A 17296-nucleotide genomic window follows, 5' to 3' on the forward strand; every position below is an offset into this window, starting at 1 on the left:
GGCCGGGCCCGCTCAAGCGAGTTCGCCCTGGAGGTTCCGGCGGGCAGCCGCCAGCCACAGTTCGCGTCCGCGGCTTGTGTGGAACAGCGGCTCTTGTTGCAGGAGCTGGCGGACGACGGCGGCGCGCCCGGCGGCGAAGTCGTCGTCGCCGATGTGCGCGAAGTCTTCCCTGACCGCGGCCAGGTAGCGGGCATAGGCCTCGGGGTCCCCGCCCAGGACCGAGAGGTCGGCGTCGCTGAGCAGGGCGCCGGCGTCGTCTTCCGGCGCGGGGCGGTGGTCGGCCGTCAGCCGCACCAGCCGGGCCACCTCGTCCACCTCGGCGTAGGGAAGCCCTGCCCGTTCGAGCGTATCCTCGGCCAGCCGGGCCGATTCTTCCTCGTCCTGGCCCGCGATGCCGCGGTAGACGGCGTCATGGAACCAGGCCGCGAGCAGCACGGTGCGGGGCGGATCGGCAGGATCGGTCAGCACGTCCAGGGCTTCCAGCACCGCCAACAGATGGGTCCGGCCGTGGTACTTCCGGTGCTCTTCGCCCCAGCGGTCCAACAGGTCCAGGAAGAGGGCGTCGCGGCCCGGCAGCACGCCGTTCCAGCGGTTCAGGAGCGGGACCTTCAGCGTCTCCCCGCGCCGCCGTGCCGGGATCCGAAGGCCGCTGGCGATCAGCTTGCGGACCAGGATCCTGCCCTCCACCGGGATGGCTCCGGCCGCCACGAGTGCTCCATACCGGGCCTCGGCAACATCGTAGTGGTCGCCGTCGAACGCCCGTTCCGGGATGCCGGCATCCACGGCGAAGGCGTGCAGCTCCTCGATCGAGGTATCCGAGATCAGGTGCGAGAAGTGGGTGCCATGGGCAGGCCAGAGGGGCGGGTCAACGTAGACGGCCATGCAGGAAGTGTACTGCGGCGGGTCCGGACCATGGCCAATCAGGGGAATCCCATCCGCTCCGGTCCTCCTGCTGTGCGGAACCAACGGGCTTCCCGCGCCGCATTTGAGGATCTAAGATGGCCCTATGCCTAATATCCGCGTTTCCGAGGCCGCCCGGTTCCTCGGCGTCAGTGATGACACCGTCCGCCGCTGGACCGAGAACGGAAGCCTGACCCCGCTTAAGGACGACGCCGGCCGGCTGGCCGTGGACGGGCTGGAGCTCGCGCGGCTGGCCCGGGAACAGGCGCAGCTTCCGGATGACCCGGCCAAAGTGGGCAGCTCGGCCCGGAACCGCTTCGTCGGGCTGGTCACCGCCATCACCGCGGACACCGTCATGGCGCAGGTGGAACTGCAGTGCGGGCCGTTCCGGGTCGTGTCGCTGATGAGCAGCGAGGCCGTGCGGGACCTGGGGCTGGAGCTCGGATCTGTTGCCACCGCCGTCGTCAAGGCCACCACCGTCATCATCGAAACGCCGAAAGGCAAGAGCATCCTATGAAATTTTCACCGGCCTTCCTTCTCGCGGGTGCGTTGGCCGCCGGCCTCGTCGGCTGTGCATCCGGCACCCCCGCCGCATCGGGCACCCCCGCCGCCTCCGGCAGTTCCGCCGCCGCCGCAGCGGGCGGGTCCGAGACGCCGGGACTCTCCGGGAGCATCACGGTCTTCGCGGCGGCGTCCCTCAAGGCCACCTTCACCAGGCTGGCCGGCGACTTCGAGGCCAGGAACCCGGGAACCAGGGTCACGCTCAGCTTCGCCGGTTCCTCCGATCTGGTTACCCAGCTCACCCAGGGGGCCCCGGCGGATGTGTTCGCCTCGGCCGATACGAAGAACATGGCCAAGCTCTCCGACGCGTCGCTCATCGAAGGATCGCCCCGGGACTTCGCCACCAACGTCCTGACCATCGCCGTGCCGCCGGCAAATCCCGCCTCGATCGGCTCGTTTGCGGACCTCGCCAGACCGAGAGTGAAGGTCGTCATCTGCGCGAGCCAGGTGCCCTGCGGCGCCGCGGCCCGGACGGTCCAGAAGGCAAGCGGCATCACCCTGCAGCCGGTCAGCGAGGAATCCTCCGTCACCGATGTCCTGGGCAAGGTCACCTCGGGTGAAGCCGACGCCGGACTGGTCTATGTCACTGACGTCAGGACCGCCGGGGACAAGGTCAGGGGAATCCCGTTCCCCGAGTCGGCCCAGGCCGTCAACACCTACCCGATCGCCGCCGTGCGGACCGGCAGGAACAAGGACCTCTCCGCCGCCTTCATCGCCGCGGTGACTGGCAGCGAGGGCCGGAAAGTCCTCCTCGACGCCGGCTTCGGCGCACCGTAGGCGGCGGATGAGTCCGTCACGACGCCGGGGAAACGGCACAGGGAAAAGAACAGGCAGCACGTCGGGCCACCAGTACAGCGGGATTCCAGTCTGGATCATGGCGATGGCGGCCGCCGGCGCGCTGTTCGTCCTGCTGCCGCTGGCGGCCATGGTGGCCAAGGTCAACTGGCCGCTGTTCCTCCCGCTGGTGACCTCCGAGGCGTCCCTCACCGCGCTCGGGCTGAGCCTTCGCACGGCCGCGGCGAGCACCCTCCTGTGCGTGCTGCTGGGCGTGCCGCTGGCGCTGGTGCTCGCCCGCGGGCGCTTCCGCGGGCAGTCCCTGCTGCGCTCCTTCGTGCTGCTGCCGCTGGTCCTGCCGCCGGTGGTGGGCGGCATCGCCCTGCTGTACACCTTCGGCCGGCAGGGCCTGCTGGGCCGGAGCCTGGAAGTGGCCGGGATCCAGATCGCGTTCTCGACGACGGCGGTGGTGCTCGCCCAGACCTTCGTGGCCCTTCCGTTCCTGGTGGTGAGCCTCGAAGGTGCCCTGCGCTCGGCCGGGAGCCGGTATGAGGCCGTGGCGGCAACCCTCGGCGCGCGCCCCACCACGGTGCTGCGCCGGGTCACGGTGCCGCTGGTCCTGCCCGGCCTCGCCTCCGGGACCGTGCTGTCCTTCGCCCGGAGCCTCGGCGAATTCGGCGCCACCCTCACCTTCGCGGGCAGCCTGCAGGGGGTCACGCGCACGCTGCCGCTGGAGATCTACCTGCAGCGCGAGACCGACGCCGACGCCGCCGTCGCGCTCTCCCTGCTGCTGGTGGCGGTGGCGGTGACCGTCGTCGGGCTCTCCTACCGGCGTCCGGCGCCTGCCGGGATCCGGGCCAGCGCCCGGCCGGGGACTGGCGCATGACGTTCAGGATCGACGCCGCCGTCGCCGCCCGCGGCTTCGAGGTGTCCCTGGGGCTGGGGGACGGCGAGACGATCGCCGTCCTGGGGCCCAACGGCGCCGGAAAATCGACTCTGCTTGCTGTGGTCGCGGGCCTGCTGCGCCCCGATACGGGCAGGGCGGAAGTGGACGGCCGGATCCTGTTCGACCTGCCGTCAGCCAGCAGGAACGGGACGGCCGGCTGGACCGCCCCGCACCGCAGGGGCACAGCCCTCCTGGCCCAGGAACCGCTGCTGTTCCCGCACCTGAGCGCGCTCGAGAACGTGGCCTTCGGGCCGCGCAGTGCCGGGGTGCCCAAGCGGGCGGCCCGGGAGACCGCCCTGCGCTGGCTGGCCGAGGTCGACGCCGAAGACCTTGCCTCCCGGCGCCCCGGGGAACTCTCCGGCGGACAGGCCCAGCGCGTGGCGGTGGCGAGGGCGCTGGCAGCCGGTCCCGACGTGCTGCTGCTGGACGAGCCGATGGCCGCCCTGGACATCCACGCCGCCCCGCTGCTGCGCCGGCTGCTGAAGCGGGTCCTGGCCGGCCGCAGGGCCATCATCGTCACGCACGACGTGCTGGACGCGTACATGCTCGCGGACCGGGTGATCGTGATGGAGGATGGCCGGATCACCGAGGAAGGCCCCACCCGCGAGGTGCTCCGGCGGCCGCGCAGCAGCTTCGCCGCCGGCCTGGCCGGGCTGAACCTGGTCACAGGCTCCGTGACCGCGACCGGGATCCGCTCCGCGGAGGGCCTGGAGTTCGCCGGACGGCATGACGTCCCGCTCATCCCCGGGCAGGCCGGGGTGGCCGCCTTCCCGCCGTCGGCGGTGTCCGTTTTCCTCGGCGAGGCGCACGGCAGCCCGCGGAACTCGTTTCCGGTGACCATCACGGACCTGGAGTCGCACGGCGACCAGATCCGGATCCGGGCCGGGGAACTGTCCGCCGATGTCACACCGGCAGCTTCCGGGGACCTCGGCCTGGTGCCGGGCCTGGGCGTGTATTTCGTGGTCAAGGCTGCCGCGGTGTCCATCTACCCGGCGTAGCCGGGGCGGCGGCTCCAGGCTGCAGTTACGGCTGCCGGCGCCGGACGGGGTGTTCGCTGACGATGGAGAGCCGGTTGAAGGCATTCATCGTGATCGCCAGCCAGCTGATGACGGAAAATTCCTCGACCGTGAGGTGATGCCGGGCGTAGCCGCTGTCCCGCTCGCGGGCAGCGAAATCGCTGACGTTGGTGACGGCCTCGGCCAGGGCGAGAGCCGCACGTTCCTTCGCGGTGAACAACGTGGTTTCGCGCCAGGCAGGCAGCACGGCAAGCCGTTGTGTCGATTCGCCGTTGTCCAGCGCATCACTGACGTGCACGTCCAGGCAGTAGGCGCAGCCGTTGATCTGGGAGATGCGGATATTCAGCAGTTCCGTCAGTGTCCGGTCGAGTCCAGCCTCCTCGGCGGCCTCCCGGGCTTTAAGCTTCAGTCCGTTCAGTGCCTTCCATACCGCCGGATTTTCCTTGTCCAGGAAAACACTCCGGGTGATGGGGTTCTGCGGTGCCGCCGTCTCGTCCATGCTGCCCAGAATACCCACCGCCCGCCCTTGACGCGCGACGTGACAGATCAGTCAAGGATATGACAAGCTTCAGATGCAAAAGAGCCACGGTTCGGTGGCCGGTTCCTTGGGGGAGCCGGCCACCGAATCGCCGGGCGGCCATCATCCGCCGGGGGACATGCCCATTCCCGCTCCCGCGCGCCGGGGGACATGCCCATTCCTGGGCTCAGCCACTGGGCATAGTGGGGTTATGTCCGGTCGCGCGGGCCAGCGGAGGGCATGTCCGCGGGTCCAGAGCGGGGTTGGCGCGGGTCCAGGTGCGGGGCCAGGGGCGGGTCCAGGGTGCGGGGGCTCGGGCGTCCGGCAAGACACCAAGGCTGGACAGGCGTTTCGCCGTGCGCAACTTGGATCCAAGGGGAGTCCACCAAAACCTGAGCGGGATAGACTCAACTTTAACAGCAGTCAATCCGGAAGGAGCTCTCTTTGGACGCCAAATTCACCACCAAGAGCCAGGAGGCTCTTGCGGCAGCAGCCATGAACGCCTCGACGGCGGGAAATCCCCAGGTGGAACCTGCCCACCTGCTCAAGGCCCTCATGGACCAGCGGGAGGGCGTCGCCGTCGCGCTGCTCCGCGCCACCGGAACAGACCCGGATGCGGTCAGTGTCCAGGCCAGCGCCGCCATCAAGGCGCTCCCGTCCACCTCAGGCACTTCAGTGCAGCAGGCCCAACTGTCCCGCACCGCGCTCCTGGCCATCAAGGCTGCGCAGGCCGAGGCCGACCGGCTCGGGGACTCCTACGTCTCCACCGAACACCTGCTGCTGGGACTCGCCGCGGGGAGCGATGCGGCGGGAAAGCTGATGCGCGACGCCGGCGCGTCCCACGAGGCGCTGCTCGCGGCCCTGCCCGGCGTCCGCGGCGACCGAAAGGTCAACACTGCGGACCCGGAAAACACCTTCCAGGCCCTGGAGAAGTACGGCACCGACCTCACCGCCATTGCCCGCTCGGGCAAGCTGGATCCGGTGATCGGGCGCGACGCCGAAATCCGCCGCATCATCCAGGTCCTGAGCCGCCGCACGAAGAACAACCCGGTCATCATCGGCGAGCCCGGCGTCGGCAAGACCGCCGTCGTGGAAGGCCTGGCCCAGCGGATCGTGGCCGGCGACGTGCCCGAGAGCCTGCGCGGCAAGACCCTGATCGCCCTGGACCTCGCGTCCATGGTGGCCGGCGCCAAGTACCGCGGCGAGTTCGAGGAGCGGCTCAAGGCGGTGCTGGAGGAGATCAAGGGCTCCGAAGGGCAGATCGTCACGTTTATCGACGAGATCCACACTGTGGTGGGCGCCGGCGCCACCGGGGACAGCTCCATGGACGCCGGCAACATGCTCAAACCCATGCTGGCCCGCGGCGAACTCCGCCTGATCGGTGCCACCACGCTGGATGAGTACCGGGAAAACATCGAGAAGGATCCGGCCCTGGAACGCCGGTTCCAGCAGGTCTTTGTCGGCGAGCCGAGCGTGGATGACACCATCGGCATCCTGCGCGGCCTCAAGGAACGCTACGAGGCGCACCACAAGGTCTCCATTTCAGACTCCGCCCTCGTCGCCGCCGCCACGCTCTCCAACCGCTACATCTCCGGCCGCCAGCTGCCGGACAAGGCGATCGACCTCGTGGACGAGGCCGCTTCCCGGCTGCGGATGGAGATCGATTCCGCCCCGGAGGAGATTGACCAGCTGCGCCGGTCGGTGGACCGGCTGACCATGGAGGAGCTTGCCCTTGCCAATGAGAAGGACGCCGCGTCCGTGGAACGCCTTGCCGCCCTCCGCGCGGACATGGCGGACAGGAAGGAAGAGCTCGCGGCCCTGAACGCCCGCTGGGAGGCCGAGAAGGCCGGGTTGAACCGGGCGGGCGACCTCCGGGCGAGGCTTGATGAGCTGCGTTCGATAGAGGAAAAGGCCGAACGCGAGGGTGACCTCGAGACGGCGTCCAGAATCCTCTACGGCGAGATCCCCGCTCTCGAACGGGAACTGAGCGCCGCCGCCGAGGCGGAGTCCGCCCGCGTGGCAGGCGGGGGTTCAAAGCAGGAGCTCATGGTGGCCGACGAAGTCACCGCGGATGACATCGCCGAGGTGATTTCCGCCTGGACCGGGATCCCGGCCGGGCGCATGCTGCAGGGCGAAAGCCAGAAGCTGCTCGAGATGGAACACGTGCTGGGCGAGCGGCTGATCGGCCAGCAGAAAGCCGTCACCGCCGTCTCCGACGCCGTGCGCCGCGCCCGGGCGGGCATCAGCGACCCCAACCGGCCCACCGGCTCCTTCCTGTTCCTGGGCCCCACCGGCGTCGGCAAGACCGAGCTCGCCAAGTCCCTCGCGGACTTCCTCTTCGACGACGAACGCGCCATGGTGCGGATCGACATGTCCGAATACTCGGAGAAGCACACGGTGGCCCGCCTGGTCGGGGCGCCCCCTGGCTACGTCGGCTACGAGGAAGGCGGCCAGCTGACCGAAGCCGTCCGCCGTCGTCCCTACTCCGTGCTGTTGCTCGATGAAGTGGAGAAGGCGCACCCGGAGGTGTTCGACATCCTCCTGCAGGTGCTCGACGACGGCCGTCTCACCGACGGCCAGGGCCGCACCGTGGACTTCCGCAACGTGATCCTGGTGCTGACCTCGAACCTGGGCAGCCAGTTCCTCGTGGACCAGGCCCTGGATGCCACGGCCAAGCGGAACGCCGTGATGGCGGCGGTGCACGCGGCCTTCAAACCCGAGTTCCTGAACCGGCTGGACGAAGTGGTGCTCTTTGATCCGCTGACCGTCGAGGAATTGTCCCGGATCGTGGAACTGCAGGTCAAGGAGCTGGGGGAGCGGCTGAAGGGCCGCCGCCTCAACCTGGAAGTCACCGACGGCGCCCGTGCCTGGCTGGCGGTGACCGGCTTCGATCCGGCCTACGGCGCCCGTCCGCTGCGCCGGCTGGTGCAGCGCGAGATCGGGGACCGGCTGGCCAAGGCCATCCTCGCCGGCGAGATCACGGACGGTGACACCGTGCTGGTGGACACCGCCCCGGACCTAGAGGAACTCACCGGGGGCGGCGCGCTGGCTTCGGGCTGGCCCGACGGCGGTGCGGCCACCAGCGGCGGTCTCTCGGTGCGGCGCAGGGACTAGCGGGGCTGCCCCGGCAGCCGGTTCCCCGCCCGGCTGCCGGTTTACGGCCCGGCTGCCGGCTTACGGCTGGGGGAGCAGGGACTGCATGATGGCGTTGCCGGTGTCCGCGGTGACGAAGCAGTCCACCCGGCGGTCGCCCTTGTCCCAGCTGGTGGCACTCGGGTAGGCAAGCTTGTAGCTCAGGACGTAGTCGGCTCGCTTGTCCGTGAGCGGCGCCGCCTTGCAGGCGTCCAGGGCTTTCTGCTTGAGCGGGTCGCGGCCAGGATAGGCGTCCTCAGCCGGATACGTCTCGACGGCGATCAGCTGGGCAGAATGGCCGGTTTCGCAGGCCACAACGGTGGACTGCGGGGCTTCGGGATCGAAGTCCTTGAAGCAGTCGCCCAGCCGGAAATCCAGGGCATTGACGCCCTCCAGCGGCAACGGGCCGCGGCTGGCGGGAGCCGACGACGCTGCGGCGGGAGCGGGGGAGCTGTTCCCGGCGGAGGGGCTGGAGCCGCCCCCGAACGAGGATGCCAGCCACCAGGCCAGGACGCCGAGGACAAGGAGCCCGGCCACGCCGGCGCCGACCCTCGGCAGGCCCTGCCGCCGGAGCCAGCCGCCCACCTGGGCGGCGCGCGCCGAGACCAGCCTGCTGGCGCCGGACGCGGCGGTTCCGGCCGTTGTCCGGCGGCGGGAGTAGGTGAAGAAAGTCCGGGTGTCTTCCCTGCTGGCCGGCGGCATGGAAGGGCGGACGGGCGTTGACCGCGCGGCAGGCGGCACGACCGGCGTCGCGGACGTCGGCGGTGTTGAGGGCCGCGGTGGGATACCGGGCCCTGATTGTCCGCGCGGCTCACCGGCGGGAGGAGCCTCAGGCAGCCCGGCATCGCCGTGCCTTGCGTTCTCTTCGGTCACTGAGAATTCACCACTTCCGTGCGTCTTTGCCGCGACTGGAGGCCCGGCGCCATGGCCTTTTTCCGGGAGTCCACTACGGAACTCTACCGAAGAAGCCTTCCGGGCCGCATGCCGCGGGGCCCCGGCCGGGGCCGCCGGACGCGCCACACGGTCCACAAGGGCGGCGCCGGCGAGCAGTCGGGCCCGAAAGCATGTAATCTAGGTGTACGACAAATTGACCAAACATTCCGGGGCCTCACCGATCGCCAAGGTGACCACCTCCGGTCCGAGTACAAAGGGGGTCACGCCATGGGGCGCGGCCGTCAAAAGGCAAAAGCTACCAAGCAGGCTCGGGATATCAAGTACTACTCCCCGAACACTGACTATTCGGCACTTCAGCGCGAGCTCACGGGCCCGGGCGGCCGTGCCACGAGCCACTTCGCGGATGACCCGGTCGAGCCGGACTATTCAGCCTACGTGGATAAGTACGCGGACGATTTGGAAGAAGACGACGACGAGGTGGATTCCCGTCGGATAGGTTAGTTGCCGCCCGCCGAAGCTGCAGCGCGGCACCCCGGATCTTCTTTTTACAGCACCGTCTCTTTTTACAGCACCGTCGGTGCTGACTCCAGGTATCAGGCCCGTCGGGCACGCCGTTAGCGGTGTGTCCCGCGGGCCTTTTCTGTTGCCGGCGGCCCTCGACACCAAAGCCGGCGCCACAACCGGCACCATAACGCCCGGGCGCCAGGGCTGTTGTCAGGGTCAGGGCCCCGTACTAGGTTGTTCGTGGGCGGCTTGCCGGCGGGTTCATCGAAGGTCCGAAGGGGAATGATTCTTTATGCCACAGGTTGAAAGCTATAAGCAGGGGACGCCGTGCTGGGTGGATCTTTCTGCGACTGATATCGAGGCGGCCAAAACGTTCTACTCGCAGCTGTTCGGCTGGGAGCTGGACGCCATGCCTGCCGGGCCGGACATGACGTACTACATGGCCAGGCTCCAGGGCCGCTATGTGGCCGGAATGATGCAGCAGATGCCGGACATGGCGGCGGCCGGGGTGCCGTCCCATTGGGAGAACTACCTCGCGGTGGATGACGCCGATGAGGCAGCCGTCCGGGCCACGAAGGCCGGCGGAACGCTGCTGTTTCCCGTGGATGACGTTCCGAACGGCGCCGGGCGGATGTTTTTCGCGTCCGATCCCACCGGCGCCGAGATCGGTTTCTGGCAGGCCGGCACCCACATCGGCTCTGGTCTGGCTGACGAACCCGGCGCCATGGCTTGGAGCGAGCTGCAGACCGACGACGTCTCCCGGGCAGTTCCTTTTTACCAGGCAGTCACCGGCTGCACCACGGAAACGGGCCCCGCCGGCGACCTGGTCGAATACACCACCTTCCTGGTGGACGGACAGCCCGTTGCCGGCGCCATGAGGCAGCCCATGGAGGGAGTGCCTGCGTTCTGGATGACCTACTTCAAGGTTGAGGATGTGGACCAAGCCGTGGCACGGGCGCAGGAGCTCGGCGCAGCGGTCCATGCCCCCGCCTTCGACGTCCCCGGAGTGGGCCGGCTGGCCGTGCTCGCGGACCCGAACGGAGCGGCCTTCAGCCTCATGGCCGGCGAATCGTCCGGCACGCCGTGACCGGCCGCACGGGCTACAGAACGGGCGAGGTCTGCTGGGCGGACCTGCAGACACAGGACGTCGAGGCCGCGAAGTCCTTCTACGCCGGGGTCTTTGGATGGCGTTACGAGGATCTGCCGACCCCTGACGGGCGGAGCTACGCCAAGGCCTTCCTGGACAATGACCTCGTCACGGTCATCGCCCCGCAGAACCCGCAGCAGGAGGCGTCCAGGGCCACGGCGCAGTGGAACATCTACTTTGCGGCGGACGACGCCGGGGCCGTTGCCGAGGAAGCCCCGCATGCGGGCGGCGAGGTGCAGTCCGGGCCGGAGGCGGTGGCTGACACCGGCGTCATGGTCTTCCTCGCGGCACCCGGCGGAGGAACCACCGGCGTGTGGCAGGCCGGCACGCACTTCGGGACCGCCCGGAGCAACGAGCCCGGCGCCCTTGCCTGGGCCGAGCTGGTCACGCCGGAGCCGCAGGCCGCCGTCGGGTTCTTCCAGCAGCTGTTCGGACATGAGGTGACCGAATACCCGCAGGATGACGGCGGCACGTACACGACGCTCATCGCCAACGGCGCGGAGGTGGCCGGGATCGCCCCGTTGCCGGCGGATGAGGAGGGAACCCGCGAGGCCGAGTGGCAGGTGTACTTCGGCGTCTCGGACGTCGCGGCCGCGGTGGCCACGGCGGCGGCCGCAGGCGCCGTCGTCCTCGTGGAACCTGAGGACAGTCCGGAGGACGGCGAGGAGGCCGGCATCATCGCCACCCTGCAGGATCCGCAGGGCGGTGTTTTCAGCCTCGTGCAGGTTTAAGCGGCGAGTGCTCCGCAACTGCCGTTTTCAGCTCTCAAAACGGCGGTTGCGGAGCACTCGATGGGAAAGGGGGTCAGGCGTAGGCGTTGACCAGGCGGACGGCGCCGCCGTCGACGCCCTTGGCGCCCTGGACGTAATCCGGGCCGGTCTTGAGGACCGAGTCCGAATTCTCCTCCACGGTGCCCATGATCCAGGACGGCAGGCCGCGGTCGTTGAGGCGGTTCACCGCGGCGTCGGCGGCCTCCGCGGAGACGATCGCGACCATGCCCACGCCGAGGTTCAGGGTGCGCTCGAGGTCGGCCAGCGGGACGTTGCCCAGCTCGGCGACCAGCTTGAAGATGGCCGGCAGCTCCCAGGTGGCGCGGTCCACGGTGGCCAGCAGGCCCTGCGGCAGGACGCGGGCCAGGTTGGCGGCGAGGCCGCCGCCGGTGACGTGGCTGAAGCCGTGCACGGCCTGCCCGGCTGCGGAGCCGCTGACCGGGAAGGTGCGGGCGAGGTCCAGGCAGTCCGCGGCGTACACGCGGGTGGGCTCGAGCAGTTCCTCGCCCAGGGTGCGGCCCAGTTCGGAGACCTGGCGGTCCAGCGCCCAGCCGGCATGGTTGATCACGCGGCGGACCAGGGAATAGCCGTTGGAGTGCAGGCCGGAGGAGGCCATGCCGATCACCACGTCACCGGCGCGGACCCGGTCCGGGCCCAGCAGCGAGTCGGCTTCGACCACACCGGTGGCGGCACCGGCGACGTCGTACTCGTTCTCACCCAGCAGGCCCGGGTGCTCGGCGGTTTCGCCGCCCACCAGGGCGGTGCCGGCCACGGAGCAGGCGGCCGCGATGCCACGGACAATGTCCGCGATGCGCTCCGGGACAACCTTGCCGCACGCGATGTAATCGGTCATGTACAGCGGCTCGGCGCCCACCACGACGATGTCATCGACGACCATCCCCACCAGGTCGAAGCCGATGGTGTCGTGGATGTCCATCGCCTGCGCGATGGCCACCTTGGTGCCGACGCCGTCGGTGGAGGTGGCCAGCAGCGGGCGCTTGTAGGTCAGCAGCCGGGAGACGTCGTAGAGGCCGGCGAAGCCGCCGACCCCGCCGATCACCGAGGAATTGTGCGTGGCCTTGACGGCGTCCTTCATGAGTTCGACGGCGCGGTCCCCCGCTTCGACGTCGACGCCGGCCGAGGCGTAGGTGATGCCGGCGGCATTCTGGGCGGCGTTCATGGCGGCGCTCATGTCCGCGGACGGGGAGGCGGAAGTCATACGGGCTCTTTCTTGTCGGCAACGATTGAACGATCAGCGGGGTTGACGCGATCAGCATCCGTGAGTAGTTCTTCGAACTCGGCGTCCGGTCCCGGATCGCAGCCGGTGGCCCCGGCTTTCTCGGCCGGATCCTCATCGGTGCTGATACCGGCGGCGGCTTCGGCGGCGGATTCCGACGCTGCGGCGCCGAGGGCGGCATCTCCGGCGGCCGGGAGGCCGCCGAGGTCCGTGCGTTCCAGCAGGTTCTTGCCCAGCTTGTCGGCGCCCGGCAGCTCGATCGGGTACTTTCCGGTGAAGCAGGCGGTGCAAAGGCGTTCGCGCGGCTGCTGGGTGGCGCCGATCATGCCGTCTTCGGAAATGTAGGCCAGGGAATCGGCGCCAATGGCCTGGGTGATCTCTTCGACGGTGGCGCCGTTGGCAATCAGCTCCGCCCGGGAGGCGAAGTCGATGCCGTAGAAGCACGGCCACTTGACCGGCGGGGAGGAAATCTTGATGTGGACGCTGGCGGCGCCGGCTTCCCGGAGCATCCGGACGATGGCGCGCTGCGTGTTGCCGCGGACGATCGAGTCATCCACCACCACAACCCGCTTGCCGCGGATCACGGATTCCAGCGCGTTGAGCTTGAGTCGGATACCCAGCTGGCGCAGCGTCTGCGAGGGCTGGATGAAGGTGCGGCCAACGTAGGAGTTCTTGACGAAGCCGTGCGCGAACGGGATGCCGGATTCCTCGGCGTAGCCGACAGCCGCGGGGGTGCCGGATTCCGGGACCGGAATGACGATGTCCGCTTCCTGGATGTTTTCGCGGGCCAGTTGGCGGCCCATCTCCACGCGGGACTCGTAGACCGAGCGGCCCGCGATGGAGGCGTCCGGGCGGGCCAGGTAGACGTATTCGAAGACGCAGCCGGCCGGCGTGGCCTCGGCGAAGCGCTGGGAGCGGACGCCGTCCTCGTCGATGGCGATGAATTCGCCGGGTTCGATCTCGCGGATGAAGCTGGCGCCGACGGTGGCCAGGGCGGACTGTTCGGAGGCGACAACCCAGCCGCGGTCCAGCCGGCCCAGGCAGAGCGGGCGGATGCCGTAGGTGTCGCGGGCCGCGTAGAGGGTGCCTTCGTCCATGAAGACGAAACAGAAGCCGCCCTTGATCTTGGGCAGCAGCTCCATGGCCGTCTGCTCAAGGGACTTACCCTCTTCGCCCTCCAGGAGTGCCGTGACCAGGGCGGTGTCCGAGGTGTTGCCCTGCTTCATCTCGCCGCTGAGCTGGCCGGCGTTGCGGTCCATGATCATGGCCTTGAGCTCGGCCGTGTTGGTCAGGTTGCCGTTGTGGGCCAGGGCCACAGTCCCCGTGGCGGTCGCGCCCAGAGTCGGCTGGGCGTTGGCCCAGTGGCTGGCGCCGGTAGTGGAGTAGCGGCAGTGGCCGACGGCCAGGTGCCCGGTCAGGGTGTTCAGGGTCGTCTCGTCGAAGACCTGGGAGACGAGCCCCATGTCCTTGTAGACGTTGATCCGGGTGCCGTCACTGGTTGCTATGCCAGCCGACTCCTGACCACGGTGCTGCAGTGCATACAGCCCGTAATAGGTTAGTTTTGCTACTTCTTCACCTGGTGCCCAGACCCCGAAGACGCCGCAAGCGTCCCGGGGGCCTTTTTCGCCAGGGAGAAGATCATGAGAAAGTTTTCCATCGCCGCGTGCCACTGGTTGATTATCTCACGGGATGCGCTATGACTTTTCCGGCGGCCGTTTTATGACCTGCCGCCCCGCTCAGGGGAGGTCGTCGCCGTCGGACTCGGGGACGGACTCGACGACGGCGCGCTCGGCCCGGCGGACGCTCAGGCGGTCCAGCACGAGTGCGGCGATGGCGCCGAGGACGGCGCCGCCTGCGCCGCAGAGGACCAGGAAGAAGCCGAAGACGGCGCTGGGGTCCCAGTTTTCATCTCCCGGAATTCCGAAGGCGATGAAGGCCGCCACGGCAATGCCCACCAGCGCGCCCAGGATCAGGAACGGCACGTACTTCGGTGCCCGGCGCACGGTCACCTCGCGCCGCTCGGGCGCCGGAGTTTCTGGGGAAGACATGCCGTTAAGCCTACTGCCCGCCCGCGGCGGCTACGCGCAGGTGCCGCCAGGGCGCCCGCCTGGGTGGATTGCTCAGTCGTCTTTGCCGGAGTGCTTGTGGCCGGGCTCGGATGCGCCGCCTCCGTGGTCATCGCCGGGTTCGACGGAACGGGCAGGCTCCGGTGCCGGCGCGGGCGCCACGGGACGGGAGACGGCGGCATCGTCGGTGCCGGAATGGCGGACATCCTCGGAATGTGGCGTGTCGTCGGCCGTGCGGGGCGGGCTTGGCGTGTTGGAGGCGCTGTCGGGAGCGCCCGCCTTGTCTGAGGCGCTGTCGGTCTTGCTGGGCGCCTCGGCACGGGACGTGGCGGCAGGGTCCTTGGCAGACGCCGGCGACGGGAAATCGGAGATCACCGGCTCGGCGGTGGTGGAATTCTGCGGGAGCAGGACCCCGTTCGCGGGGACGGTGTTCCCGGCCGGTGAGCTGTTCAGGGTCAGGGTATTCGCGGCGAGCGCGGCGGAGCCGGTCAGGAGGGCTCCTGCCGTTGCCAGGACCAGGGCTGTTTTTGTTTTCATGGCTCAACTCTAGGAATCCCAGGGACAAGATCGGCCCCGCGAAAATCCAAGAGTTGTCCAAGAATGTTGACGCAATCCGCCCAAAAAACGGCCGGTACCAGTTTTTTTGGCAAGCCGGGAACATAATCAGGGGTATGCAGATCCTGGTAGTGGAGGATGACGAGTCAGTAGCCGCCGGCGTCGTGGAAGGTTTGACCAGGGCCGGTTTTGCGGCCAGCCATGTTGCCACGGGCGGCCATGCCCTGGACACCGTCAGGGACTCCTGCCCGGATTTTGTGCTCCTGGACCTCGGGCTGCCGGATATGGACGGAACTGACGTGTGCCGGGCCGTCCGTGCGCTGACCGCAACCCCGATCATCGTTGTCAGCGCCCGGGACGAGGAGATCGACCGCGTGCTGGCCCTGGAACTCGGTGCCGACGACTATCTGGTCAAGCCCTTCGGCATGCGGGAGCTCATCGCCAGGATCCGGGCCGTCGCCCGCCGCACGGACGAGCGGGTCCCGGACGGACAGCCGGACGCCTTCAACCGGAACCTCGGCGGCCTGAGCATAGACCAGCGGTCGCGGCGGGTGGTCCTCGACGGCGTCGAGGTACGTCTGACGGCAAAGGAGTTCGAACTCCTCTACTATCTGGCCGAAGATCCCGGCGCGGTGTTCCAGCGGCGTGAAATCCTTCGCGCCGTGTGGGACAGCGACTGGTACGGGACCACCAAGACGGTGGATGCCCATGTGGCGGCGATCCGGAAGAAGCTCGGTGATCCGCGCTGGATCGAGGCCGTCCGGGGTGTCGGCTTCAGGCTGGGCATTCCCGGATGAGATGGCGGTTGATTGGGGCCTTCATGCTCATCACCTTGCTCGTGGTGCTGGTACAGGACATTCCGCTGGGCAGCTACCTGGTCCGCGTGGAGCGTGACCGCCTGACCACATCGCTGGAACGCGATGCCTTTCTGATGGCCGGCCGGACCGGGGATGCCCTGAAAACCGGCGGCGCCATGCCCGGGGACGTGGCCACGGCTGTGCGACGCTACCGGGAGGCGAGCGGCGCCCGCGTGGTGATCGTGGACGCCGCGGGGACAGCGGTTGCCACCTCGGATGATGATCAGTCAGCCACCGGATCCCCGTACACTTCACGGCCGGAAATCGCCGCGGCGTTGACCGGTCAGATCAACACCGGCCAGCGGTACTCCCAGACATTGGGCCTGGACCTGCTGTACGTCGCGGTGCCGGTGCTCAGCGGTGACACGATTTCCGGCGCCGTCCGGCTGACCTACCCGGCGTCTGTCGTGTCCGACCAGGTGAACGGCCAGCTGCGGACCATCTGGACCGTGGCAGGCACTACGGTGCTGCTTGCCGGCGTCGTGGCATACTTCATGGCCGGCGCCGTGACCAGCAGGCTCAAGCGGCTGCGGAGGGCCACGGAACTCTTTGCTGAGGGCAATCTCGGCACCCGCACCGAGGAAGGCGTGGGTCCGCCGGAGCTGAGGACCCTGGCGGTTTCGTTCAACCGGATGGCAGCCCGGACGGAGCACCTGCTCGAGCAACAACGGAGGTTCGCCTCCGACGCCTCCCACCAGCTCCGCACCCCGCTGACGGGGCTGCGCCTCGGGCTCGAGAACGCGGTCCAGGCCATGCCGGCTGACCCGGAAGCCGGCCGGACCATGGTGGCGGCGTCCCTCGAAGAGACCTACCGGCTGCAACGGATCATCGACGGCCTGCTGCTGCTGAGCCGGGCCGAAGGCCAGACCGTTCTCCCGGTCGCGACGGACCTCGCCGACGTCGCGCTGACCCGCAAGGAGCAATGGGAGGCGCTCGCCGAAGAAACCGGGGTCCGGATCAGCCTGGACGCCCCGCCGGAGGCGCCCATCATGGTCCTGCCGGGGGCGGCGGAGCAGATCATCGACAACCTGATCGACAACGCCCTCGCCGTCGCTCCGCCCGGATCGCACATCATGCTGGTGGTGTCCCGCGGGCAACAGCCCGGCACGATCGAACTGCACATCCTGGATGAGGGTCCGGGCTTGTCCCTGGCGGACTGCCAGCGGGCGTTCAGCCGGTTCTGGCGGGGCCGGACGGACAGCGAGGGCAGCGGGCTGGGCCTGTCCATCGTCCAACAGCTTGCCGAGGCCAGCGGCGCCGAAGCCTCACTGGCGCCCAGGGCACCCGCACCGGGAACCGGTGCCACCGGCCTGGACGCCTGCGTGACGTTCAATTCAGCGTGAAATCCCGCCCGAAACCCCCGCAAATTTCTGTTTGCCGCGATTGGTCGGCGGGAGCACACTAGGGGTGGGGGAGGCCC

Annotated in this window: 17 protein-coding genes; 10 read left to right on the forward strand and 7 right to left on the reverse strand. The window is 68.9% G+C overall.

From position 1 onward, the window contains the following. Positions 1-12 precede the first annotated feature (12 nt). Positions 13-882, reverse strand: coding sequence for a DUF4031 domain-containing protein (locus tag ACQCSZ_RS23015; RefSeq protein ID WP_427005900.1), 870 nt, complete (start codon positions 880-882; stop codon positions 13-15). Positions 883-1006: 124 nt separating this feature from the next. On the opposite strand from ACQCSZ_RS23015, the gene ACQCSZ_RS23020 reads away from it, so the two are divergent. From ACQCSZ_RS23020 to ACQCSZ_RS23035, 4 genes are all read left to right on the forward strand, one after another. Beyond that, positions 1007-1417 carry a TOBE domain-containing protein gene (locus ACQCSZ_RS23020; protein WP_427005901.1) on the forward strand — a complete coding sequence of 137 codons (411 nt, stop codon included), beginning with the start codon at positions 1007-1009 and terminating at the stop codon, positions 1415-1417. After that, on the forward strand, positions 1414-2238 hold the full coding sequence (gene modA, locus ACQCSZ_RS23025; protein ID WP_427005902.1) for a molybdate ABC transporter substrate-binding protein: 825 nt from the start codon (positions 1414-1416) through the stop codon (positions 2236-2238). The genes ACQCSZ_RS23020 and modA overlap by 4 nt, the downstream gene beginning before the upstream one ends. A 97-nt stretch (positions 2239-2335) precedes the next feature. Continuing rightward, positions 2336-3121, forward strand: coding sequence for an ABC transporter permease (locus ACQCSZ_RS23030; protein WP_427005903.1), 786 nt, complete (start codon positions 2336-2338; stop codon positions 3119-3121). Further along, positions 3118-4179 carry a sulfate/molybdate ABC transporter ATP-binding protein gene (locus ACQCSZ_RS23035; RefSeq protein WP_427005904.1) on the forward strand — a complete coding sequence of 354 codons (1062 nt, stop codon included), beginning with the start codon at positions 3118-3120 and terminating at the stop codon, positions 4177-4179. Before ACQCSZ_RS23030 ends, ACQCSZ_RS23035 begins: the two co-directional genes overlap by 4 nt. 25 nt (positions 4180-4204) lie before the next feature. Here ACQCSZ_RS23035 and ACQCSZ_RS23040 read toward each other — a convergent pair whose 3' ends face one another. Continuing rightward, positions 4205-4696, reverse strand: coding sequence for a carboxymuconolactone decarboxylase family protein (locus ACQCSZ_RS23040; RefSeq protein ID WP_427005905.1), 492 nt, complete (start codon positions 4694-4696; stop codon positions 4205-4207). A gap of 462 nt (positions 4697-5158) precedes the next feature. Here ACQCSZ_RS23040 and clpB point away from each other — a divergent pair, with 462 nt between their 5' ends. Beyond that, the gene (clpB, locus tag ACQCSZ_RS23045; protein ID WP_427005906.1) at positions 5159-7828 is read left to right on the forward strand and encodes an ATP-dependent chaperone ClpB; all 2670 of its coding nucleotides are present in this window, start codon (positions 5159-5161) and stop codon (positions 7826-7828) included. 60 nt (positions 7829-7888) lie between these two features. Here clpB and ACQCSZ_RS23050 read toward each other — a convergent pair whose 3' ends face one another. Next, entirely contained in the window at positions 7889-8548 is a 660-nt protein-coding gene (locus ACQCSZ_RS23050; RefSeq protein ID WP_427005907.1) for a septum formation family protein, read from the reverse strand. A gap of 459 nt (positions 8549-9007) precedes the next feature. Between ACQCSZ_RS23050 and ACQCSZ_RS23055 the strand changes: the two genes are divergently transcribed. The 3 genes from ACQCSZ_RS23055 (at position 9008) to ACQCSZ_RS23065 (ending at position 11122) form a co-directional block, all read left to right on the forward strand. Then, positions 9008-9241 carry a DUF3073 domain-containing protein gene (locus tag ACQCSZ_RS23055; RefSeq protein ID WP_211882627.1) on the forward strand — a complete coding sequence of 78 codons (234 nt, stop codon included), beginning with the start codon at positions 9008-9010 and terminating at the stop codon, positions 9239-9241. 295 nt (positions 9242-9536) lie between these two features. Further along, positions 9537-10331 carry a VOC family protein gene (locus ACQCSZ_RS23060; protein WP_427005908.1) on the forward strand — a complete coding sequence of 265 codons (795 nt, stop codon included), beginning with the start codon at positions 9537-9539 and terminating at the stop codon, positions 10329-10331. Beyond that, positions 10328-11122 carry a VOC family protein gene (locus tag ACQCSZ_RS23065; RefSeq protein ID WP_427005909.1) on the forward strand — a complete coding sequence of 265 codons (795 nt, stop codon included), beginning with the start codon at positions 10328-10330 and terminating at the stop codon, positions 11120-11122. Before ACQCSZ_RS23060 ends, ACQCSZ_RS23065 begins: the two co-directional genes overlap by 4 nt. Before the next feature lie 73 nt (positions 11123-11195). On the opposite strand, the gene purM is transcribed toward ACQCSZ_RS23065, so the two are convergent. The 4 genes from purM to ACQCSZ_RS23085 form a co-directional block, all read right to left on the reverse strand. Then, the gene (gene purM / locus ACQCSZ_RS23070) at positions 11196-12353 is read right to left on the reverse strand and encodes a phosphoribosylformylglycinamidine cyclo-ligase (protein WP_427008432.1); all 1158 of its coding nucleotides are present in this window, start codon (positions 12351-12353) and stop codon (positions 11196-11198) included. A 23-nt stretch (positions 12354-12376) separates the two neighbouring features. Then, positions 12377-14068, reverse strand: coding sequence for an amidophosphoribosyltransferase (gene purF, locus ACQCSZ_RS23075; RefSeq protein ID WP_427005910.1), 1692 nt, complete (start codon positions 14066-14068; stop codon positions 12377-12379). Between the two features lie 66 nt (positions 14069-14134). After that, positions 14135-14446 carry a hypothetical protein gene (locus tag ACQCSZ_RS23080; RefSeq protein WP_427005911.1) on the reverse strand — a complete coding sequence of 104 codons (312 nt, stop codon included), beginning with the start codon at positions 14444-14446 and terminating at the stop codon, positions 14135-14137. Between the two features lie 72 nt (positions 14447-14518). Continuing rightward, a complete protein-coding gene (locus ACQCSZ_RS23085) occupies positions 14519-15001 on the reverse strand; it encodes a hypothetical protein (protein WP_427005912.1) in 483 nt (160 codons plus the stop codon). A 134-nt stretch (positions 15002-15135) separates the two neighbouring features. Between ACQCSZ_RS23085 and ACQCSZ_RS23090 the strand changes: the two genes are divergently transcribed. Beyond that, positions 15136-15816, forward strand: coding sequence for a response regulator transcription factor (locus ACQCSZ_RS23090; RefSeq protein WP_427005913.1), 681 nt, complete (start codon positions 15136-15138; stop codon positions 15814-15816). 23 nt (positions 15817-15839) lie between these two features. After that, the gene (locus ACQCSZ_RS23095; RefSeq protein WP_427005914.1) at positions 15840-17219 is read left to right on the forward strand and encodes an ATP-binding protein; all 1380 of its coding nucleotides are present in this window, start codon (positions 15840-15842) and stop codon (positions 17217-17219) included. Positions 17220-17296: the final 77 nt, after the last annotated feature.

The organism is Pseudarthrobacter sp. H2, assembly GCF_050157045.1.
Classification (GTDB): domain Bacteria; phylum Actinomycetota; class Actinomycetes; order Actinomycetales; family Micrococcaceae; genus Arthrobacter.